At 72.3% G+C, this 19,682-nt stretch carries 19 protein-coding genes, 1 tRNA gene and 1 pseudogene; 13 read left to right on the top strand and 8 right to left on the bottom strand.

Translation table 11 applies throughout. The features are described from left to right. Window positions 1-9: 9 nt before the first annotated feature. The 6 genes from ACIBD9_RS09560 (at window position 10) to ACIBD9_RS09535 (ending at window position 5,821) form a co-directional block, all read left to right on the top strand. Window positions 10-789, top strand: a complete 780-nt coding sequence (locus tag ACIBD9_RS09560) for a DUF4129 domain-containing protein (RefSeq protein WP_396716093.1) — start codon at window positions 10-12, stop codon at window positions 787-789. After that, on the top strand, window positions 786-1,370 hold the full coding sequence (locus tag ACIBD9_RS09555; protein WP_396716091.1) for a hypothetical protein: 585 nt from the start codon (window positions 786-788) through the stop codon (window positions 1,368-1,370). The genes ACIBD9_RS09560 and ACIBD9_RS09555 overlap by 4 nt, the downstream gene beginning before the upstream one ends. Continuing rightward, window positions 1,370-2,377 carry a MoxR family ATPase gene (locus ACIBD9_RS09550; RefSeq protein WP_091394243.1) on the top strand — a complete coding sequence of 336 codons (1,008 nt, stop codon included), beginning with the start codon at window positions 1,370-1,372 and terminating at the stop codon, window positions 2,375-2,377. The genes ACIBD9_RS09555 and ACIBD9_RS09550 overlap by 1 nt, the downstream gene beginning before the upstream one ends. Continuing rightward, a complete protein-coding gene (locus tag ACIBD9_RS09545; RefSeq protein ID WP_396716089.1) occupies window positions 2,377-3,810 on the top strand; it encodes a DUF58 domain-containing protein in 1,434 nt (477 codons plus the stop codon). Before ACIBD9_RS09550 ends, ACIBD9_RS09545 begins: the two co-directional genes overlap by 1 nt. A 16-nt stretch (window positions 3,811-3,826) precedes the next feature. Continuing rightward, window positions 3,827-4,387, top strand: a complete 561-nt coding sequence (locus ACIBD9_RS09540; protein ID WP_396716087.1) for a hypothetical protein — start codon at window positions 3,827-3,829, stop codon at window positions 4,385-4,387. A 102-nt stretch (window positions 4,388-4,489) separates the two neighbouring features. Next, on the top strand, window positions 4,490-5,821 hold the full coding sequence (locus ACIBD9_RS09535; protein ID WP_396716085.1) for an NAD(P)/FAD-dependent oxidoreductase: 1,332 nt from the start codon (window positions 4,490-4,492) through the stop codon (window positions 5,819-5,821). A 114-nt stretch (window positions 5,822-5,935) separates the two neighbouring features. Here the strand turns inward: ACIBD9_RS09535 and ACIBD9_RS09530 are convergent, their stop codons facing one another. Then, window positions 5,936-7,795 (bottom strand): hypothetical protein, encoded by a 1,860-nt coding sequence (locus ACIBD9_RS09530; protein ID WP_396716083.1) that lies wholly within the window; start codon window positions 7,793-7,795, stop codon window positions 5,936-5,938. A 101-nt stretch (window positions 7,796-7,896) separates the two neighbouring features. Here ACIBD9_RS09530 and ACIBD9_RS09525 point away from each other — a divergent pair. From ACIBD9_RS09525 to ACIBD9_RS09510, 4 genes are all read left to right on the top strand, one after another. Further along, a tRNA-Leu gene (locus tag ACIBD9_RS09525) sits at window positions 7,897-7,977 on the top strand. Between the two features lie 106 nt (window positions 7,978-8,083). After that, a complete protein-coding gene (locus ACIBD9_RS09520) occupies window positions 8,084-8,899 on the top strand; it encodes a Bax inhibitor-1/YccA family protein (RefSeq protein WP_357763033.1) in 816 nt (271 codons plus the stop codon). A 151-nt stretch (window positions 8,900-9,050) separates the two neighbouring features. Beyond that, a complete protein-coding gene (locus ACIBD9_RS09515) occupies window positions 9,051-9,809 on the top strand; it encodes a Bax inhibitor-1/YccA family protein (protein WP_387166992.1) in 759 nt (252 codons plus the stop codon). A gap of 46 nt (window positions 9,810-9,855) precedes the next feature. After that, on the top strand, window positions 9,856-10,176 hold the full coding sequence (locus tag ACIBD9_RS09510) for a hypothetical protein (protein WP_396716081.1): 321 nt from the start codon (window positions 9,856-9,858) through the stop codon (window positions 10,174-10,176). Window positions 10,177-10,188: 12 nt separating this feature from the next. Here ACIBD9_RS09510 and ACIBD9_RS09505 read toward each other — a convergent pair whose 3' ends face one another. The 3 genes and pseudogenes from ACIBD9_RS09505 to ACIBD9_RS09495 all read right to left on the bottom strand — a co-directional run. Next, window positions 10,189-11,451 carry an acetyl-CoA C-acetyltransferase gene (locus tag ACIBD9_RS09505; protein WP_396716079.1) on the bottom strand — a complete coding sequence of 421 codons (1,263 nt, stop codon included), beginning with the start codon at window positions 11,449-11,451 and terminating at the stop codon, window positions 10,189-10,191. Window positions 11,452-11,530: 79 nt separating this feature from the next. Further along, window positions 11,531-12,343 (bottom strand): SGNH/GDSL hydrolase family protein, encoded by an 813-nt coding sequence (locus ACIBD9_RS09500; protein WP_396716197.1) that lies wholly within the window; start codon window positions 12,341-12,343, stop codon window positions 11,531-11,533. Next, window positions 12,329-13,392: pseudogene (locus tag ACIBD9_RS09495) on the bottom strand (SGNH/GDSL hydrolase family protein); the annotation flags it as partial. The pseudogene ACIBD9_RS09495 and the gene ACIBD9_RS09500, both read right to left, overlap by 15 nt. Window positions 13,393-13,546: 154 nt before the next feature. Between ACIBD9_RS09495 and ACIBD9_RS09490 the strand changes: the two are divergent. Next, a complete protein-coding gene (locus tag ACIBD9_RS09490) occupies window positions 13,547-13,903 on the top strand; it encodes a YkvA family protein (protein ID WP_396716077.1) in 357 nt (118 codons plus the stop codon). Between the two features lie 72 nt (window positions 13,904-13,975). Further along, window positions 13,976-15,346: a cystathionine beta-synthase gene (locus ACIBD9_RS09485; RefSeq protein WP_238660045.1), complete on the top strand. Its 1,371-nt coding sequence runs from the start codon at window positions 13,976-13,978 to the stop codon at window positions 15,344-15,346. A 117-nt stretch (window positions 15,347-15,463) separates the two neighbouring features. Here the strand turns inward: ACIBD9_RS09485 and ACIBD9_RS09480 are convergent, their stop codons facing one another. The 4 genes from ACIBD9_RS09480 to ACIBD9_RS09465 form a co-directional block, all read right to left on the bottom strand. After that, window positions 15,464-15,973: a GNAT family N-acetyltransferase gene (locus ACIBD9_RS09480; protein ID WP_396716075.1), complete on the bottom strand. Its 510-nt coding sequence runs from the start codon at window positions 15,971-15,973 to the stop codon at window positions 15,464-15,466. Next, window positions 15,970-16,899 (bottom strand): ribonuclease Z, encoded by a 930-nt coding sequence (locus tag ACIBD9_RS09475; RefSeq protein ID WP_396716073.1) that lies wholly within the window; start codon window positions 16,897-16,899, stop codon window positions 15,970-15,972. Before ACIBD9_RS09475 ends, ACIBD9_RS09480 begins: the two co-directional genes overlap by 4 nt. A 370-nt stretch (window positions 16,900-17,269) precedes the next feature. Further along, entirely contained in the window at window positions 17,270-17,932 is a 663-nt protein-coding gene (gene msrA / locus ACIBD9_RS09470; RefSeq protein WP_396716071.1) for a peptide-methionine (S)-S-oxide reductase MsrA, read from the bottom strand. 76 nt (window positions 17,933-18,008) lie between these two features. Then, the gene (locus ACIBD9_RS09465; RefSeq protein WP_387167017.1) at window positions 18,009-18,431 is read right to left on the bottom strand and encodes an HIT family protein; all 423 of its coding nucleotides are present in this window, start codon (window positions 18,429-18,431) and stop codon (window positions 18,009-18,011) included. A gap of 97 nt (window positions 18,432-18,528) precedes the next feature. Here ACIBD9_RS09465 and ACIBD9_RS09460 point away from each other — a divergent pair, with 97 nt between their 5' ends. Then, window positions 18,529-19,671 carry a cystathionine gamma-synthase gene (locus tag ACIBD9_RS09460; protein WP_396716069.1) on the top strand — a complete coding sequence of 381 codons (1,143 nt, stop codon included), beginning with the start codon at window positions 18,529-18,531 and terminating at the stop codon, window positions 19,669-19,671. Window positions 19,672-19,682 lie beyond the last annotated feature (11 nt).

Here is a 19,682-nt window from a genome sequence, read left to right as displayed (position 1 = left end):
GTGGTGGCGATGACAGACGGAACACGCCCGCCCACGCCGTCCGCCGAGCCGGGTGTGCTGCCCCCGGTACTCGGCCTGCTCCGCCGGTGGTGGCCGGTCGGCGCGACAGCCGCCCTGCTCGCCGGTGCCGCCCTGGCGTCCGCCCACTCGTCGATCGGGGCCAGTCGGATCCCGCCGGCGGCGGACAACGTTCCGTGGGTCCCCGAGTACCCGACCGTCGAGCCGTCACCGTCCATCCCGATCGAGCCACGCGATGCCGGCGAGGCCACCCAGGCGCACATCCCGCAGTGGGTCGGCACGGTGGCGGTGGTCCTGCTCGGGCTGGCCATCCTCGCCGCGCTCGGCTACCTCTGTTGGGTCCTGATCCGGGGCGCGCTGCGCCGCACCACCCGGGCACTACCGGCGCAGCGGGCCCGTCGTACCGCCGAGGGCACCGCCCGCGAGGTGGTCGCCGCCCTCGACGCCGGCCTGGTGGAACTCGACGACCGGGACACCGACCCGCGGGTGGCGGTCATCGCCTGTTGGGTGCGCCTGGAGGAGACCGCCGCAGCGGCCGGTGTGCCGAGGCTCGCCGGGGACACCCCCACCGACCTGGTCAGCCGGTTGTTGCAGGGTGACCCGGCGGCGGGCGTGCCGGCGATCGCCAGCACCGACGTGCTGGCGGAGTTCGCGCACGTCTACCGGGAGGCCCGGTACGCCACCCACCCGGTCGACGAACGCACCCGGGACCAGGCCCGCGCCGCGCTCGGCCGGCTGCGCGGAGAACTCACCGCGGCGGTGACCTCATGAGTAGTACCAGCATCGACGACCTGCTTGCGTTCGAGGAGGAGGCGGCGCCGGTCGGTCCGGGGCCGCGCGACTCCCGGTGGCGTCCGGTGCTGCGCTCGCTCGCGTGGGCCGCCGCGCTGGTCGCCGTCCTGCTCGTCGGCCTCCGCGCGGTGGGCCTCCAGGTCTCGCTGCCCGTACTGATCGCCGGGGTGCTCGCCGTGTTGGCGGTCCGCCGGGTCACCGCCCTGCTCGCGCCGCCGCCCCCGCCGCCCGGCGGCAGTCGGGTCGGCGCGGGCGAGGAGGACGGCAGCTACAACTGGGGTGCCCGGGACGCGCTGCGTAGCGCGATCAACCGGTGGGAATGGCCCCTGGACTGGTCCGCGACCCGACCCGAACGGTTCACCGGCACGGTCCTGCCCCGGATCGGTGAGCTGGCCGACGAGCGGATGCGTCTGAAACACGGCGTCACCCGTGAGTCGGATCCCGCCCGCGCTCGCGCCCTGCTGGGTGATCGCCTGTGGACGTTCCTGGAGACCCCGCCTCGCCGCACCCCGTCGCCGCGCGACCTCGCGGTGATCGTCGCCGAACTGGAGAGCATCTGATGAACGACGTGGACCGGAGCATTGCCCCCGCCGAGGTCGGGCACCTGGCTCGGGCGGTCCTGGACGCGGTCGGCACCGTCGTGGTCGGCAAACGGGACGCGTTGGAGCTGGTCCTCGCCGGCATCCTCGCGGGCGGGCACGTGCTTCTGGAGGACCTGCCGGGGCTCGGTAAGACGCTCACCGCCCGCTCGTTCGCCCAGGCCCTCGGGCTGGACTTCCGCCGGTTGCAGTTCACCCCCGACCTGCTTCCCGCCGACGTCACCGGCTCCTTCCTCTACGACCAGCGCAACGGCGACTTCACCTTCCGGGCCGGCCCGGTCTTCACCAACCTGCTCCTCGCCGACGAGATCAACCGGACGCCACCGAAGACCCAGTCCGCGCTGCTGGAGGCGATGCAGGAGAAGCAGGTGTCGGTGGAGGGCGTGACCTACAAGCTGGACGAGCCGTTCCACGTGCTGGCCACCGCCAACCCCATCGAGTACGAGGGCACCTACCCGCTGCCCGAGGCGCAGCTGGACCGGTTCCTGCTGCGGGTCTCGTTCGGCTACCCGCAGCACGAGGAGGAGTGGGAGGTGCTGCGCCGTCGGATGAGCCGTCGCCGGGAGGAGGCGGACATCAAGGCGGTGGTCGACGCGGCGACGCTGCGGGCCATGCAGGCCGCCCTGGAGGACGTGGTGGTGGAGGACTCCATCGGCCGTTACATCGTGTCGCTCACCGCGGCCACCCGGGAGCACCCGTCGGTGCTGGTCGGCGCCTCACCTCGCGGTTCGCTGGCGCTGCTGCTCCTGGCCCGGGTCCGCGCGGTGTTCGGCGGACGGGACTACGTGGTGCCCGAGGACGTCAAGTCGGTGGCGGCGCCCGCCCTGGCGCACCGGATCACCCTGCGCCCGGAGATGTGGTTGCGGCGGGTCGATCCGGCGTTCGTGGTGGGCGAGGTGTTGGAGGCGACTCCCGCCCCGGCCAGTGGCGCGTTGCCCAGCTACGCCGCCGGCGGGCCCCGGCACTGATGACCGGACCGACCGTGCCGAGGGCCACCGAAGCGGAACCGGCTGCTGGCTGGGCGCCCACCCCGGCGCTCGGCCGCGCGGTGCTGCTCGCCGGCCTGCTGCTGGTGGCCGGCGTGTTGCTGGGTCGGGTGGACCTGATCGTGCTTGCCGCCCCGTTCGCGCTGGGCACCGCGTACGCGTTACGTCGGCGGCCCACGGCGCTGCCGCAGGTGTGGATCACCCAGGGGGACGGCGGGCCGCTGGTCGAGGGCGGTGACGTGACCGCGGCGGTGACGGTCGGCAACCCGGACACGGTCGACTACGACCTGGTGGTGATGCGTTCCCGCGTGTCGCCGTGGCTGCGGATCGACCGGGCCGGCTTCGCCCGCGACGAGGCCGTCGACGGCGCGGAGCCGAGCGCCCCGGCGACCGGTGCGACGGGCAACGGCGGGGGCCGTTCCGTCGCGGACCGGCCGTTCGTGACCTCGGTGCCGATCGACGCCGCGGTGGACCTGGAATTGGCCGGCAAGGCCCTGCGCTGGGGCCGGCACCCGATCGGCCCCGCCGGTGCCCGGGTCGCCACGGCGGGTGGCCTGCTGGTCTCCCGGGCGGTGATCACCGAGCCGGTCCGGGTGCGGGTGTACCCGCGTACCGAGCCGTTCGAGGCGGTCGAGGCGATGCCCCGCGCCGCCGGCCTGGTCGGGGCGCACCACTCCCGTCGACCGGGGGAGGGCGGCGAGTTGGCCGGCGTCCGCGTCTTCGCCCCCGGCGACCGGCTGCGCCGGATCGACTGGCGGGTCTCGTTGCGGGCCCGGCAGTTGCACGTGGCCGCCACCCTCTCCGACCGGGACGCCGAGGTGGTGGTGCTGCTCGACGTGCTCGCCGAGGCGGGCCGCTCCGGTGGGGTGAACGGCGCCGCCTCGGTGCTGGACACCACCGTCCGGGCCACCGCCGCGATCGCCGAGCACTACCTGCACCGTGGCGACCGGGTCTCGCTGCTGGAGTACGGGCCGGCAGCCCGCCGGCTCCGGCCGGCCGCCGGGCGACGGCAGTACCTGACCGTCCTGGAGTGGTTGCTCGACGTCCGGGTCCACGCGTCCGCGCATGAGCCGTACGACCAGGTCTTCGGGCCGCAGTTGCTGTCCTCGGACGCGTTGGTGGTGGTGCTCACCCCGCTGCTGGACGAACGGTCGGCGCAGATGCTCGCCCGGCTGGCCCGCGGCGGGCGGTTCGTGGTGGCGGTCGACACGTTGCCGACCGACCTGGCCTCGCCGAAGGACCGGGGTTGGGCCGAGGTGGCGTACCGGCTGTGGCGTCTGGATCGGGAGATCATGATCGGGCAGCTGCGGGAGCACGGCGTGCCGGTGGTGCGTTGGGCCGGCGCCGGCAGCCTGGACCAGGTGCTGCGGGACGTGGCCCGGTTGGCGACGGCCCCGAGGGTGGGTGGCCGATGAGCGAGGGCAGGCGCACATGAACGCCGTCGTGGAGCGGGTTCGGGCGGCGCAGTACGCCGTGGTTCGCATCAGTGCGGCCCCGCTGCTGGTCCGGGCCGGGATCTTCGTCACCGTCTTTGCCGGGTTCGTCCTTGCCTTCCCCGCGGAGGTGCTTTCCGGCCGGCCGATCCTCTTCCTGGCGGTGGCGGCGCTGTTGCCCGCGTGCGGGCCGCGCCGACTCTGGGCGACCTTCACGGCGTTGGTCACGGTCGGCGGTTGGCTGCTCGCCACCGACGGGTACGGCCGTCCGGTCGCCCTCTGGCGGCTGCTCGCCGTCGCGGCCCTGCTCTACCTGGGTCACACCCTCTGCGCGCTGGCCGCGCTGCTGCCCTACGACGCGGTGGTGGACCCCGAGTTGATCACCCGGTGGTTGGTGCGGTCGGCCGCTGTGCTGTTGGGTGCTGCCGTGCTCGGCGTCCTGTTGTTGCAAGCGGCCGGGTCGGGTGGGGGAGCCGGATACCAGTGGGTCACCGTGCTGGGGCTGCTGGTGGCGGTGGGGACGGCCGCGTTGCTGGGCTGGCTGCTGCGGCGCCGGTGACGGCTGCGACCGGAGGGTTACGCAGGTCACATGGGTTGTGCTCCGTCACAGATGGGGGCCGCGAGCGGGATTACCTGAGCCGGCCGGGGAAAGATAGACAACGTGAATCCGAAGCGGATCCTTGTGGTTGGTGCCGGGCACGTCGGTCTGTACGCGGCGCTGCGCCTGTCGAAGAAGCTCAGCTCCCGTGAGGCTGAGGTCATGGTGGTGGATCCCCAACCCCACATGACCTATCAGCCGTTCCTGCCCGAGGCGGCGGCGGGCAACATCTCCCCGCGGCACTCCGTGGTGCCGCTGCGGCGGGAGTTGCGCCGGTGCAAGATGGTGGCCGGCACGGTCACGCGGATCGAGCACGACCGCAAGGTGGCCACCGTGCAGCCGATCAGCGGCCCGGCCCGGGAGATCACCTACGACCACGTGATCGTGGCACCGGGTTCGGTCTCCCGCACCCTGCCGATCCCTGGCCTGCACGAGCAGGGCATCGGGTTCAAGACCATCGGCGAGGCGATCTACCTGCGTAACCACGTGCTGGATCGGCTCGACGTGGCGGCTGCCACGCCGGATCCGGACGTCCGCCGTTCGGCGCTGACCTTCACCTTCGTCGGCGGTGGGTACGCCGGCATCGAGGCGCTCGCCGAGATGGAGGACATGGCTCGCGACGCCCTGCGCTACTACCCGGAGCTCAAGCAGGACGAGGTCCGCTGGGTGCTGGTCGAGGCCACCCAGCGGGTGCTGCCGGAGGTCGACCGGGACATGGGCGCCTACACCGTGCAGCAGTTGCTGAAGCGAAACATGGACATCCGGCTGGACACCCGGCTCGAGTCCTGCGTCGACGGGGTGGTCAAGCTCTCCGACGGTGACAGCTTCCGCTCCGACACGATCGTCTGGACGGCCGGTGTGAAGCCGTCGCCGATGCTGGACGCGACCGACTTCCCGCGCGACGACCGTCGGCGGATCACCTGCCTGCCCACGCTCCAGGTGGTCGACGGTGACCGGGTGGTCGAGGGTGCCTGGAGTGCCGGCGACTGCGCCGCCGTACCGGACCTGACCAAGGAGCCGGGCAACTTCTGCTCGCCGAGCGCTCAGCACGCGGTGCGCCAGGCCGCCCGGATGGCCGACAACATCACGGCCGTGATCCGGGGTCGCGAGCCGGTGAACTACAAGCACAAGCACGTCGGCAGCGTCGCGAGCCTCGGCCTGCACAAGGGCGTGGCCCAGGTGTACGGCATCAAGATGACCGGTTGGCCGGCCTGGGTGATGCACCGGACGTACCACATGAGCCGGATCCCGTCGTTCAACCGCAAGGTCCGTGTGGTGGTGGACTGGTCGTTGGCGTTCTTCCTCAAGCGTGAGGTGGTCGCCCTGGGCCAGTTGCACGACCCCCGCGAGGAGTTCGCCGAGGCCTCCCAGCCGGTCGGCGCGCCCCGCGTCTAACCCAGACCCAGACCCACCAACCCCGTCGATCTTGCACTTTCGGACGTCGTGATGCGCCTTTTGGTGCGTCTTGTCCGAGCAGTAAGTGCAAGATCGGCGGGGTTTTGGGTTGGGTTAGACCCGCCAGGTCCAGGCGTCGGCTATCCGGGTCGCGGGTCCGTAGAGCTGTTCCAGGGTTGCGCGCAGGCTCTCCGCGTGCGGGGCGTCGTCGGTGAGCGCCACGCAGGAGGCGCCCCAGAACTCCGCGTCGCGCGCGGCCTGGCGGCGCTGCTCGTCGCCGATGGCCGGTTGGTCGCCCCGGCGGGCGACATCCGCCAGTAGTGCGGAGGTGGGCTGCTTGAACGTGCCCATCGCCGCGGTGCCGCCCCTGCCGTACGGGCCGATGAAGAAGCCTTCCGGCAGCCCGAAACCGGCGTCGGCGGCGGTCGCCCAGCGCATCGGCCAGGGCTCCTTCGGGGTCGGCAGCGGCACCGGGACCAGCACCCCGCCCGGCGGTACGCACTGCCGCCAGTGCCCGCCGGTGATGAATTCCGGCACGGCGGGCCGTCCGGTGGTCGGCAGGGGGGTCGGGAAGATCGGCAGCAGCGCCACGCCGACGGCCAGTGGCACCAGCCGTCGGGCCCGACCGGAGCTACGCAGGGCCCGGTCGACCGCGAGCACCAGCAGCGTCGCGACGATCGGCAGCACCGCCAGCGCGAACCGCATCGGCAACGCCCCGTCCACCACCGGCAGTCCACCGATCAGGGCGTACGGGCCGGGGATCGCTGTCCTGGTGCCGCCGAGCACCACCTCCGGGCCGAGCGAGAGCGCCCCCATCACCAGACCCGCCACGACGCAGGCGAAGACCAATCGGCGTCGCCCGACCCAGATCGCGCAGACCGTGGCGACCAGCAGCAGCGGCCAGCCGAGGAACGTGTTGTACTCGGCGGGACCGGTGGTCAGCCGGGCGGACTCGTCGCTGCCGGCCACCGACAGCGGGGAGAGCGTCCACCAACTGCTCAGGTCGGCGGAGAAGTAGGCCGGGGTGAACATCCCGTCGGCGACCCCCTGCGGCCCGGCGAACTGGAACCACAGCGGATAGCCGAGCACCAGCAGGGCGAGCCCGGCGGCGACCGCCATCCCGGCGGCGAAGCCGGGGAGCGCCCTGCGGGCCAGGTCCCGGTCCGACACGGCGTAGCTGACCGCCATCACCAACAGCGTGATGGCGGCGAGGAAGAGCACCTCCTCGCCGATGAAGACCTGCGCGGTGACCGCGCCGGCCAGCCCCGCCGCGGAGGTGAACAGCCGCCGACGATCCGGCCCGGAGGTGCGGGTACGGCCGGTCCCGTCGGGTGTTCCCGGCCCCGGGTCGGACGCCCGCAGCAGCCGGATCACCAGCCAGACGATCACCGGCACCAGCCACTGGGCGGTCATGTGCAGGTGGCTGTTGGTCTGGGAGACCATGCCTGGTCCGAATCCGCACAGCCCACCGCCGAGCGCGGCGGCCACCCGGCGGGCGCGCAGCGTCCGGTGGAACAGCAGGTACCAGGCGAGGGCGGTGCCGGCGAGGTTGGCGGCAGCGAGCAGCGCGAAGGTGACCGGCGCGCCGAGCAACAGGGTGACCGGCGCGAAGAGGACGCCGAGTGCGATCACCGTGGTGTTGGCCATCAGGTTGACGCCGTCGGGGGCGTTGAGCCGGTCGGTGAGCAGGTCGAAGTCGCCGAGAAGCGCGCGGGCGTCCACCGCCAGGAACCACTCGTAGAGGGTCTGGTCCTCCGGGTTGAGCGCCAGGGTGCGGGCGCCCGGGTCGGGCCACAGCCCCTGGGTGAGCCAGCCGGCCAGCACCGCGAAGATCAGAGCGGCCAGCAGGTCCGTCCGGTGTCGGTGGACGGCGGCCAGCAGCCGGACGGCCCGAGGTCGGCGGTTGACCCGATCGGCGAGGCGGAAGGCCTGCTCAGGGGCGGCGTCGGGGGCCGTGGGGGCTGCGCTGCTCACGGCATCGACCCTAATGTGGCCAGGCCGGCGGGGTACGCCGGGTCGCCGGAGACCGGCTACGGTGACATTGCACCGTGCGTGTCGGCGCGCCGGTGACGCCCGCCCGGGTGGTGGAAAGGCAGACACGGCCGCCTTAAAAGCGGCTGCCGAAAGGCGTGCGGGTTCGACCCCCGCCCCGGGCACCGGTCGACTCACACATTCTCATTCGTGATCTCCAGGACTTGGCTGGGCCGTTTACTCTTGGAGGGCACGTTCACGTGCAAACGACCCCCTGAGGGAGGCCAGACAGTGAAGACCTCGAACCCGGTGCTCGCCCGGCTCGGCCAAGCGGCCGAGCGGGAGCGCTCCGCCGGGTACGCCCCGGCCGGGCCGTACGGACAGCCCGGCATTCCCCAGCAGTACCCGTCCCAGGCCGGTTACCCGGCTGCGCCGCCGACCGTGGCGCCCATGACCGTCGACGACGTGGTCGTCAAGACGGTCGCTCTGCTCGGCATCCTCGGCATCACCGCCGCGGCCGCCTGGGTGCTCGTGCCCGACGCTCTGGTCGGTACCGCCTGGATCGGCGCGGCGGTGGTCGGCCTGGTCCTCGGCTTGATCATTTCGTTCTCGCGGATGGCCAACCCGGCGCTCGTGATCGCGTACGCGGTCGTCGAAGGCGTCTTCGTCGGCATGGTCAGCAAGGCGTTCGAGACGGCCTACGACGGCATCGTGCTCCAGGCCGCCGCGGCCAGCTTCGGCATCTTCTTCCTGATGGCGATGCTCTACCGGGCGAAGGTCATCCGGGCCACCCCGGCCTTCGTCAAGGGCATGATCGCGGTGATGGTCGGCCTCTTCGCGGTCATGATGATCAACCTGGTGCTGGCGCTGTTCGGCGTCAACACCGGCCTGCGCGACGGCAGCCCGCTGGCCATCGGCTTCAGCCTGGTCTGCATCGTGGTCGCCTCGCTGAGCTTCGTGCTCAGCTTCAAGGAGATCGAGGACGGCGTCCGGATGGGCCTGCCGCAGCGCTACTCCTGGGTGGCCGCGTTCGGCATCCTGGTCAGCCTGGTCTGGCTCTACATCGAGATCCTGCGCCTGCTGAGCTACTTCCAGGGCGACGACTGACCTCGTCCGCACTGCCGACCGGCGCCCGTCCTTACTCCGGTGGGGGCGGGCGCCGTCGTCGTCCGCGCCGTTTCCCCGCCGCCGCCGGTCCGCCCGGGGCAGAGTGACTGCAAGGGCACGCCCCAGGGGTACGCGGGCGAAGGAGGCGGCGGTGCGCAGCAACAACCCGGTGCTCAACCGGCTGGACGAGACCGGCCGGGTGGAGGCCCGGGTGCTCGGCGCCCGTGACGTCGAGCCGATGACAGTCGACGACGTGGTGGTCCGTACCGTCGGGTTGCTGCTGGTGACCGGCGTGGCCGCGGCGGTGTCCTGGGCGGTGATTCCCGACGCCGTATGGCTGGGCGCCGCGCTGGCCGGCAGCGCACTCGCCTCGATCGCGCTGGTCCTGGTCATCTCGTTGCGGGCGATCACCAACCCGGTGCCGATCGTCGGCTACGCCATTCTCCAGGGGCTGCTGCTGGGGGTGGCGAGCCGTACCTTCGAGCAGGTCTATCCGGGCATCGTGGTGCAGGCGGTGGCCGGCACCTTCGGCGTCTTCCTCGGCATGGCGGCGCTCTACCGGGCCCGGGTGATCCGGGCGACGCCCCGGCTGGCCCGCCTGGTGATCGGCACCCTGCTCGGCATCGCCGTGCTCAGCGTGGTCAACCTGGTGTCGTACCTGATCACCGGGCGATCGGGCCTGGCCGTCTACAGCGTCAGCGGGCAGGTCGGCTGGCTGCCGTACGCCTTCTCGGTGGTGGCCATCATCGCCGGGGCGTTCAGCTTCATCCTCGACTTCGACCTCGTCGAGCGCTCGGTGCGCGACGGTCGAGCCCGTCGGTACGCGTGGCTGAGCGCGTTCGGCCTGCTCACCGGGTTGGTCTTCCTCTACTGGCAGCTGCTGCGGCTGCTCAGTTACCTGCGCCGCTGACCGGCCCGCCCCGACGCGGTCGGTGCCGGCCGTAGACTCGGCGGCGATGAGCGCAGCGGAGTTGGACAAGGCCGTGCAGTTGCTGGTCCGTCAGATCGCGCACTGGCAGCAGCCCCGGTGGGCGGCGGTCGCGACCGCCGGCAACGTGTCCCGCGCCGACCTGGTGCACCGCCTCGTGCAGGAGATGGCCAACCTGGCCGCCGACGCCGAGGGGGAGCCGCGCCGCGTCGTGCCCCGGCTCGACAACGACCTGGCCCTGCCCGACCAGCTACGGGTGGTCACGGCGGACCTGCTGGCCGCCGACCCGGGGGCCGAGGCGCTGACCCGGGCCGCCGCCGAGGTGACGGCGACCCGCGGCGCGCTCTGAGGGCGGCTCGGCTCAGCTGAGCCGTTCGAGCACCATGGCCATGCCCTGGCCACCGCCCACGCACATGGTCTCCAGACCGATGGTCTTGTCGTGCCACTCCAGTGCGTTGAGCAGGGTGCCGGTGATCCGGGCGCCGGTCATGCCGAACGGGTGGCCGACCGCGATGGCCCCGCCCATCACGTTCAGCTTCTCCTCCGGGATGCCCAGCTGCCGGTAGGAGGGGATGACCTGCGCGGCGAACGCCTCGTTGATCTCGACGAGGTCGACGTCGTCGATGGTCATACCGGCTCGGCGCAGGGCCTGGCGGGACGCCTCGACCGGCCCGAGGCCCATGATCTCCGGCGACAGGGCGGTCACACCGGTCGAGACGATCCGGGCCAGCGGGGTGAGCCCGAGTTCCTCGGCCCGCTGGGCGCTCATCACCACCACGGCGGCCGCGCCGTCGTTGAGTGGGCAGCAGTTGCCGGCGGTGATCCGACCGTCCGGACGGAACACCGGCTTCAGGCCGGCGACCGCGTCGAGGGTGACGCCGGCCCGGGGCCCGTCGTCGGTGCTCACCACGGTGCCGTTCGGCGTGGTGACCGGGGTGATCTCCCGGGCCCAGAAGCCGTCGGCGATGGCCTTCTCCGCGAGGTTCTGGCTGCGTACGCCGAACTCGTCCATGTCGGCGCGGGTGACGTCGTACACCTGGGCCAGGTTCTCCGCGGTCTGCCCCATGGTCAGATAGATGTCGGGCAGCTCACCGGCCTCGCGCGGGTCGGTCCACACCTCGGCGCCGCCCTGCGCGCGGCGCTTCGAGCGCTCGCCGGCCGACCCGAAGCGCGGGTTCTCCCAGCCGCCGCCGACCAGGGCCTGCGCCTCGGGCGGCAGCCCGTCGGAGCTGCCCCGGGCGTAGCGGGAGACCATTTCGACGCCGGCGGAGACGAACACGTCGCCCTCGCCGGCCCGGATCGCGTGCATCGCCATGCGGGTGGTCTGCAGCGACGAGGCGCAGTAGCGGGTCAGCGTGGCACCGGGGACAGTGTCCAGACCGAGGAGGGTGGACACCACTCGGGCCATGTTGAAGCCCTGCTCGCCGCCGGGCAGGCCGCACCCGAGGTAGAGGTCGTCGATCGTGGTCGGGTCGAGCGCGGGGATCTTGTCCAGCGCGGCCTGGACGATGGTCGCGGCGAGGTCGTCGGAGCGGACGTCGCGCAGAGATCCCTTGTGCGCCCGGCCGATGGGGGAGCGGGCGGTGGCGACGATGACGGCGTCGCGGGACGACTCAATCGGCATGGACCAACGTTAACCCGCCAGTAACATGGCGCGGAAGAAGCGGACGCGGCGGGAAATGTCACCCCTGGCCGGGGACGATCTAGCGTCGGGTCGTGGCCGCCGCCGCGGCGAGGATGGCGGGCAGCAGCGCGTGCGCCCACACCCGGTAGCCGTCGGCGGAGGGGTGGAAGCCGTCCTGGCAGAGCGTTCCCGCGTCGGCCCGGAACACCGGCCCGGTCTCGGTGGCCAGGTCGACCACCGAGCCGCCCGCCTCCAGCACGGCAGTGGTCTGCGCGCGGGCCACCCGACGTCCGGCCCAGCCGACGACCTGGCGCAGCGGAGGCGCGATGGCACGCACCGCCCCGAGGTCGGGGCAGGTGCCCACCACCACCTCGACGCGTGCCTCACGCAGCCGGTGCACCGCCGCGCCGAGATAGGCCGCCGCGTCGGACGGTCGGCGCAGCCCGGTGGCGTCGTTCGCGCCGATCAGGATCAACGCCACGTCGGGCCGCTCACCGAGCAGCGCCCGGGCCACCTGGGTGGCGAGGTCCGTCGAGCGGGACCCGGAGACGCCGACGCTGGACAGGTGCACCCGACGGCCGGTCGGTCCCTCGGCGAGCAGGTTGGCCAACTGCCCGCCGATGGTGTCCTCCAGACGGTCGACACCCACGCCCAGTGCCGACGAGTCGCCCAGCAGCACCAGTCGCAGCGGTGAGGCGCCCGCCCGGCCGATCGTGGCGCGCAGGGCCAGGCCCAGCTCCGGCTCGGCGTAGCGTCGGTGCCGGGCGACGAACGCCTCACCGGCGAGGACGGCGGCGCCCCCGACGGTGCCGGCGAGCAGCGAGAACGCCGCCGCCCGACCCAGTCGGCCGGCGAGGCCGGAGGTCACGCTCCGCGCGCTGCGCTCGTTCATGCCAGTCCCTCCACTGTCGAGGTGTCCGAGGCGGACCCGTGCTGCGGCACCGCGCCGACACCGAAGAACGCCCGTCGGCGCAGCTGCGCCCACCGGCCGGCCGGCCCTCGGTCGCGGCCCCGGACCCGGACGCCGCTGACCTCCGTGCCGGCGTGTCGAGCCGCCTCCTGCGCGGCCTCCGGCAGCGACCGTACGCCGTCGCCGCGGGTCGGTGTGGCCCGTCGTTCCGGGGTCGCGCCGAGGGCGGAGAGCATCGTCGGCAGGAGCGCGGCGGCGGCCATCGCGTACCCCTCGGCGGAGGGATGGAACCGGTCCCAGGCGAACATCCGCGTCGGTTCGGCCGCGAACCGGGGGCCGAGCAGGTCGCCGAGGGAGACCGTCCAGCCGCCCGCCTCGACCACGGCCACCGTCTGGGCCGCGGCGAGCTGGCGGCTCCAGCGGTGCGCCAGCCAGCGCAGGGGCGGCTGGATCGGGCGGATCGCCCCCAGGTCGGGGCAGGTGCCGACGACCACCTCGCACCCCGCGTCACGCAGGGTCTGCACCGCCTCGACCAGATAGCGCACCGCCAGGCCGCGCGGGGTGCGGTTGGTGATGTCGTTGCCGCCGATGAGGATCACCGCGATGTCGGGTCGGCACTCCAGCGCCGCCTCCACCTGGTGGCGCAGCACCGCCGAGATGGCGCCGACCACCGCGAAGCGGTGCAGCTGCACCGGCCGGTGCAGTCGACGGGACAGGCCGGTGGCGAGCAGCGCCCCGGGCGTCTCCCGACGGCGGTACACCCCGTAGCCGGCCGCCGACGAGTCACCGAGCACGACCATGGTGAGCGCCGGACCGGGGAACTTAGCGCCGTACATCCCGTCGCAGCGGGGTGGCGGCGCCTCGGCCATCGGGATGGTCCGTCGAGCCTGGCGGGCCTGGCCGAGCAGCACCCCGCCGGTCGCCACCGCGGCCGCCGCGGTGGCGCCTGTCCCGATGGCTGCCAGCCGGACGAACCGCCGGGCCTGCCGCCAGCGCTCACCACCGGGTACGACGGAATGTGCCACCCCCATACCGCGACATTATCGCGCTACCCCGACACACCGCTGTCGTCGTGACGGCACCCGGGTGCCTGGAAACCGACGCGACGGGGTATCTGGGTGGGTGGAAGAGGCCGGCCGACTTGCGCCGACCCGCCACGCTGATCCGGCGGAGAGGAGCGCGACGATGGGTAAGACACTGAAGCGCAGCGCGGCGTTCACGGCGCTGGCGCGGGCCCTGGCGGCCGGGGCGCGCAACGGGCCGTCGATCGGCACGCGGTTGGCCGCGCTGCCCCGGATGATCCGGGCCACCGCCAAGGGGGAGTACGACGGCGGCCTCCGGCTGGCCCTGATGACGGCGGCGACGGCGTACATCGTCTCGCCGATCGACCTGCTCCCGGAGATTCCGCTGGCGATCTTCGGGCTGGCCGACGACGCGGTCATGGTCACGTGGTTGGCCGGCAGCGTGCTCGCCGAGACCGATCGCTTCCTGGAGTGGGAGGCCACCCGCAGCTCGGTCATCCCCGGGGGGCTGGTGCCCTGACGGCACGTACGCTGGGCGACGAGGAAACGTCTTCCCGGCCGCCACCGCCGGCGCCGCAACGAAGGGCACACCGTGCAGTACTACGACAACGTCGTCGACATGATCGGAAACACCCCGCTGGTGCGTCTGCGTAACGTCACCGAGGGCATCCAGGCCACCGTGCTGGCCAAGGTGGAGTACGTCAACCCGGGCGGCTCGGTGAAGGACCGGATCGCGCTGCGGATGGTGGAGGACGCCGAGGCCGCCGGCCTGCTCAAGCCCGGCGGCACCATCGTCGAGCCGACCAGCGGCAACACCGGCGTCGGGCTGGCCCTGGTGGCCCAGCTCAAGGGCTACAAGTGCGTCTTCGTCTGCCCGGACAAGGTCAGCCAGGACAAGCAGGACGTGCTCCGGGCGTACGGCGCCGAGGTGGTGGTCTGCCCGACCGCCGTCGCTCCGGAGGACCCGCGCTCGTACTACAACGTCTCCGACCGGCTGACCCGGGAGATCCCCGGCGCCTGGAAGCCCGACCAGTACAGCAACCCGGCCAACCCGCGCTCGCACTACGAGACGACCGGCCCGGAGCTGTGGAAGCAGACCGACGGCGAGCTCACCCACTTCGTGACCGGCGTCGGCACCGGCGGCACCATCTCCGGCATCGGCCGATACCTCAAGGAGGCCTCCGAGGGTCGGGTGCGCATCGTCGGGGCCGACCCGGAGGGCTCGGTCTACTCCGGCGGCACCGGCCGGCCGTATCTGGTGGAGGGCGTCGGCGAGGACTTCTGGCCGGAGACGTACGACCGGGGTGTCGCCGACGAGATCGTCGAGGTCTCCGACAAGGCGTCCTTCGAGATGACCCGTCGACTGGCTCGCGAGGAGGGGCTGCTGGTCGGCGGTTCCTGCGGCATGGCGGTGGTCGCCGCCCTGGAGGTCGCCCGCCGGGCCGGCCCGGACGACGTGGTGGTGGTGCTGCTGCCCGACGGCGGCCGCGGCTACCTCTCCAAGATCTTCAACGACTCGTGGATGGCCCGGTACGGCTTCCTCGACAACTCCGGCGCCGAGCCGACGGTGGCCGACGCCCTGGCCAGCAAGCCCGGTGGGCTGCCCGAGCTGGTGCACGTGCATCCGACCGAGACCGTCCGCGACGCGATCGACTACATGCGCGAGTACGGCGTCTCGCAGCTGCCGGTGCTCAAGGCCGAGCCGCCCGTGGTGACCGGTGAGGTCGCCGGCTCGATCGCCGAGCGGGACCTGCTCGACGCGCTGTTCACCGGTCAGGCCCACCTGCACGACACGATCGAGCGGCACATGGGCGACCCGCTGCCGATGATCGGTGGTGGTCAGCCGGTGAGCGAGGCGGTGGGCCTGCTGGAGAAGTCCGACGCCGCCCTGGTCCTGGTAGACGGCAAGCCCAAGGGCGTGCTCACCCGCCAAGACCTCCTGTCCCACCTAGGCGCCCACTAACCCACCCCACCCCACCCCACGCACGCTCGCGTCGATCATGGAGTTGTGGTGGTGCGCAAAGCAGGCACCCGCGCCCAAAGCGCCCACCACAACTCCATGATCGACCAGGGCCTGGGGTCAGAGGGGGCGGGTGTAGCGGAGTTGTCGGGTCGGTTCTGAGCCGATCATCTCGTCTCGTTCGTCGCCGGTCGGGATCCAGCCGCCGCGCTCGTAGAAGGAGCGGGCGTGGGCGTTGTCCCGCAGCACCCAGAGCGCGGCACGCCGCCAGCCCTGCGCCCGCATGGCGTCCAGCGCGTCCACCATCAGGGCTCGGCCGGTGCCGCGGCCCTGCTCGGCCGGGTCGAGGTGGATCGCGTTCAGCAGGCCGGTGGCCGGGTCGTCCTCGTCGTCGGGGCCCAGGTGACTGAACCCGACCAGCGTTCCGGCCCGTTCGGCCACCGTCATCCGGTGGGTGTCCCGCTCCCAGACCCACCGCTCGACCCAGTACCGCCCCATCGCCTCCGGTGTCGGGTCGGCCAGCGCCGCGGCCGGCAGGAAGGCGGAGTACGCGGCGACCCGGGAGCGCTGGTGCAGGGCGCCCACCGCCATCAGGTCGCCTTCGGTTGCGGGGCGGAGCGTGACGGTCACCCGGCCGAGGCTACCCGGCGCGGCGGAAGCTGCACCGTGGTCAGGTCCTCGGCGATGATCAGATCGCCGTCGAAGTGGGCGCGCGCCTCGTCGTGGAACCGGCGCGGGTCGGGGTAGCGCTGGGAGAAGTGGGTGAGCACGAGTCGGCGTACCCCGGACTCGGTCGCCACCCGGGCGGCCTGCGCCGCGGTCAGGTGCCCGACCTCGGCGGCGAGCGCGGCCTCCGACTCCAGGAACGTCGACTCGATGACCAGCAGGTCGGCGTGCTCGGCGAGGGCGTACACCCCGTCGCAGAGGCCGGTGTCCATCACGAAGGCGAACCGCTGCCCCGGCCGGGGCACGCTCACCTCGGCCCGGGTGACGCGGCGTCCGTCGAGGTCCAGGTGGCCGACGCGGATCAGCTCGCCGACGGCCGGCCCGGCGATGCCGTACGCGGCCAGCTTCTCCGGCAGCATCCGGTGCCCGTCCGGCTCGACAAGCCGGTAGCCGTACGTCTCGATGGGGTGTCGCAGCCGGCGTGCCTCCAGCGTGCCGCAGCGCAGCGCGATTCGCTGCCCGTCGGCCTCGATGGGCTCGACCCGCAGCTCGGCGGTCTCGTAGAACGAGGTGGCGTGCCGCAGCCGGGCGAAGTATTCGGCGCCGCCGGCGGGGAAGTGCACGGCCACCGGGTGCGCCACCCGGTCCAGGGAGAGCCGCTGGATGGTGCCGGGAAGGCCGAGGCAGTGGTCGCCGTGGAAGTGGGTGACGCAGATCCGGGTCAGGTCGGTGGCGGTGACCGTGGTGTGCAGGAGCTGACGCTGGCTGCCCTCACCCGGGTCGAAGAGGATCACCTCGTCGTCCCAGCGCAGCACGTAACCGTTGTGGTTGCGCTGACGGGTCGGCGCCTGGCTGGCCGTCCCGAGCACCACCAGCTCGCGCATGGACATCGCCACTCCCGCGGAGATGGAGCGACCCCCGGGGCGCTCCGCGCATCTGCGCGGGCCGGCTGGACTTGGCCGGCACCCCGGGGGTCGGGTGGCTGTCGTGGATTCGCCGCACCGCTGCCACACGGTCTCGACGATGGTGCTTCTTGCCCACCTCGCGGCGGGCCGATCACTGTCGAGGACAGCGGCTAGCTGACAGCCACCTCACGAGTCCGATTGCTATACAAGTCTGGACCACCTCCTTTCACGTGTACGGCCACGTTATCGAGTTCTCGTCGGGCTCGGCAACGGATTTCGATCACAGGGCCGAACGGGAATGCCCGGCCACCTCCTCGGAGGTGGCCGGGCATCACGTGCGTGCGGGTGGCGGTGGTCAGCCGCCGACTCGGGCCACGCCGACCGGGCAGCTCAGGCCGTTCGGGCCGTGGTTGCAGTACCCGTTCGGGTTCTTGGTCGGCGCCAGGTACTGCTGGTGGTAGTCCTCGGCGAAGTAGTAGCTGCCGAGCGGGGCGATCTCCGTGGTGATCTCACCCTTGCCGGCCCGCGTCACGATCGGCTGGAACGCGTCCCGGGACGACTCCGCGATGGTCCGCTGCTCGTCGGTGGTCGTGTAGATCGCCGAGCGGTACTGGGTGCCCACGTCGTTGCCCTGGCGCATGCCCTGGGTCGGGTCGTGGTTCTCCCAGAAGACCTTGAGCAGGTCCTCATAGTTGATCTTGGTGGGGTCGTACACCACCTGGACGACCTCGGCGTGCCCGGTCCGGCCGGAGCACGTCTCCTCGTACGTCGGGTTCTTGGTGATGCCACCCGCGTAACCGGCGGAGGTGGTGTAGACGCCGGGAAGCGTCCAGAACAGCCGCTCGGCACCCCAGAAACAGCCCATGCCGAAGACCGCGACCTGGAGGCCCTCCGGGAACGGACCCTTCAACGGGGTACCCAGCACCTCGTGGCGGTCGGCGACCGGCATGGCGATCTGACGGCCCGGCAGGGCCTGGTCGGGCGAGACCATATCGGCGTTCATACGGCGCAAAAACACGGTGGGGATCTCCTCTCGTACCGCTCCCAGCGTGTAACACCGGAGGGTCCAGCTTTCTTACCCGCGTGACCGCGAGTCAGGCCCCACCGGGCAGCGCGGTCGCGACCCGGTCCGCGTACGTCTGGGCCTCGGTGTCGTCGTCGTACCGGGTGCGCGGCCAGAAGAAGCCACGCAACCCGTCGCCCTTGGTCCGTGGGACCACGTGGGTGTGCAGGTGGGGCACCGATTGGGACACCTTGTTGTTCATGGCCACGAACGTCCCACCGGCGCCCAGAGCGGTCTCCACCGCCACCGCCAGCCGCTGGACCATGGCGAAGTAGCCGGGCAGCAGGTCGGCCGGCAACTCGGCCAGGCTCACCAGGTGCACCCGGGGCACCACCAACACATGCCCCTTGAACACCGGGCGAGTGTCCAGGAACGCCACCCCGTCCGGGGTGTCGGCCACCCGGAACGCCGGCACCTCGCCCGTCACGATCCCGCAGAACACGCAACCGCTCATCGGGCCAGGCTATGTCGGCGGCTCCCCGGCGGTCCGGCCCCGCCCGAGAGCGCGGGTTCCGTTCCAGCCCTCGGGACGGGGCACTAGCCTCACCAGAATGAGTCACGGCTTCGAGACGCTCGCCATCCACGCCGGTCAGGACCCTGAGGCCCGCACCGGCGCGGTGATCCCACCGATCTACCAGACCAGCACGTACGCCCAGGACGCGGTCGGCGCACCCCGCCTCGGCTACGAGTACAGCCGCTCCGGCAACCCGACCCGTGACGCGCTCCAGGAGTGCCTGGCGGCGCTGGAGGGCGGGCCGGTGGGGCTCGCCTTCGCCAGCGGCCTGGCGGCGGAGGACACGCTGCTGCGGGCCGTGTGCCAGCCCGGCGACCACGTGGTGATCCCGGACGACGCGTACGGCGGCACGTACCGGCTCTTCGCCCGGGTCGCCCAGCGTTGGGGCCTGGAGTTCAGCCCGGCCAAGGTCTCCGACCCGGCCGCGGTCCGGGCGGCCGTGCAGCCCGGCCGCACGAAGATCGTCTGGGTGGAGACGCCGACGAACCCGCTGCTCGGCATCGCCGACATCGCCGCCCTGGCCGCCGTGGCACACGACGCGGGCGCCCTGCTGGTGGTGGACAACACCTTCGCCTCGCCGTACCTGCAGCAGCCGATCGCCTTCGGCGCGGACGTGGTGGTGCACTCCACCACCAAGTACATCGGCGGGCACTCCGACGTTGTCGGTGGCGCGCTCGTGGTCGCCGACGCCGGGCTCGGCGAGGAGTTGCGCTACCACCAGAACGCGATGGGCGCGATCAACGGCCCGTTCGACGCCTGGCTCACCCTGCGGGGCATCAAGACCCTCGGGGTACGCATGGACCGGCACTGCGACAACGCCGAGCGGCTCGCCGCGTACCTCGACGGGCACGCCAAGGTCGCCCAGGTGCTCTACCCGGGGCTGCCCTCGCACCCCGGTCACGAGACGGCCGCCAAGCAGATGCGCCGGTTCGGCGGCATGATCTCGTTCCGCGCCGCCGGTGGTGAGGACCACGCCGTGGACATCTGCAACCGGGCCAAGCTCTTCGTCCTCGCCGAGTCGCTGGGCGGCGTGGAATCCCTGATCGAGCACCCGGGTCGGATGACACACGCAAGTGCTGCCGGCTCGCCGCTTGAAGTTCCCGGCGATCTCGTGCGACTGTCTGTCGGCATCGAGACGGTCGACGACCTACTCGCCGATCTGGAGCAGGCGCTGGGCTGACCGCTGGGGAG

The sequence above is a fragment of the Micromonospora sp. NPDC050784 genome (assembly GCF_044456765.1).
GTDB classification, from domain to species: Bacteria; Actinomycetota; Actinomycetes; order Mycobacteriales; family Micromonosporaceae; genus Micromonospora; species Micromonospora foliorum.
The sequence above is the reverse complement of the archived record's forward strand: the minus strand, read 5'-3'. Positions and strand labels throughout refer to the sequence as shown.

Excerpts from the sequence above, each read along its gene's own strand:
- ACIBD9_RS09540 (WP_396716087.1), top strand. The coding sequence starts at position 3,827 with ATGAACGCCGTCGTGGAGCGGGTTCGGGCGGCGCAGTACGCCGTGGTT.
- ACIBD9_RS09500 (WP_396716197.1), bottom strand. The coding sequence starts at position 12,343 with ATGAACGAGCGCAGCGCGCGGAGCGTGACCTCCGGCCTCGCCGGCCGA.
- ACIBD9_RS09475 (WP_396716073.1), bottom strand. The coding sequence starts at position 16,899 with ATGTCCATGCGCGAGCTGGTGGTGCTCGGGACGGCCAGCCAGGCGCCG.
- ACIBD9_RS09505 (WP_396716079.1), bottom strand. The coding sequence starts at position 11,451 with ATGCCGATTGAGTCGTCCCGCGACGCCGTCATCGTCGCCACCGCCCGC.
- ACIBD9_RS09465 (WP_387167017.1), bottom strand. The coding sequence starts at position 18,431 with ATGAGCGGTTGCGTGTTCTGCGGGATCGTGACGGGCGAGGTGCCGGCG.
- ACIBD9_RS09545 (WP_396716089.1), top strand. The coding sequence starts at position 2,377 with ATGACCGGACCGACCGTGCCGAGGGCCACCGAAGCGGAACCGGCTGCT.
- ACIBD9_RS09490 (WP_396716077.1), top strand. The coding sequence starts at position 13,547 with ATGGGTAAGACACTGAAGCGCAGCGCGGCGTTCACGGCGCTGGCGCGG.
- ACIBD9_RS09550 (WP_091394243.1), top strand. The coding sequence starts at position 1,370 with ATGAACGACGTGGACCGGAGCATTGCCCCCGCCGAGGTCGGGCACCTG.
- ACIBD9_RS09560 (WP_396716093.1), top strand. The coding sequence starts at position 10 with ATGACAGACGGAACACGCCCGCCCACGCCGTCCGCCGAGCCGGGTGTG.
- ACIBD9_RS09555 (WP_396716091.1), top strand. The coding sequence starts at position 786 with ATGAGTAGTACCAGCATCGACGACCTGCTTGCGTTCGAGGAGGAGGCG.
- ACIBD9_RS09510 (WP_396716081.1), top strand. The coding sequence starts at position 9,856 with ATGAGCGCAGCGGAGTTGGACAAGGCCGTGCAGTTGCTGGTCCGTCAG.
- ACIBD9_RS09460 (WP_396716069.1), top strand. The coding sequence starts at position 18,529 with ATGAGTCACGGCTTCGAGACGCTCGCCATCCACGCCGGTCAGGACCCT.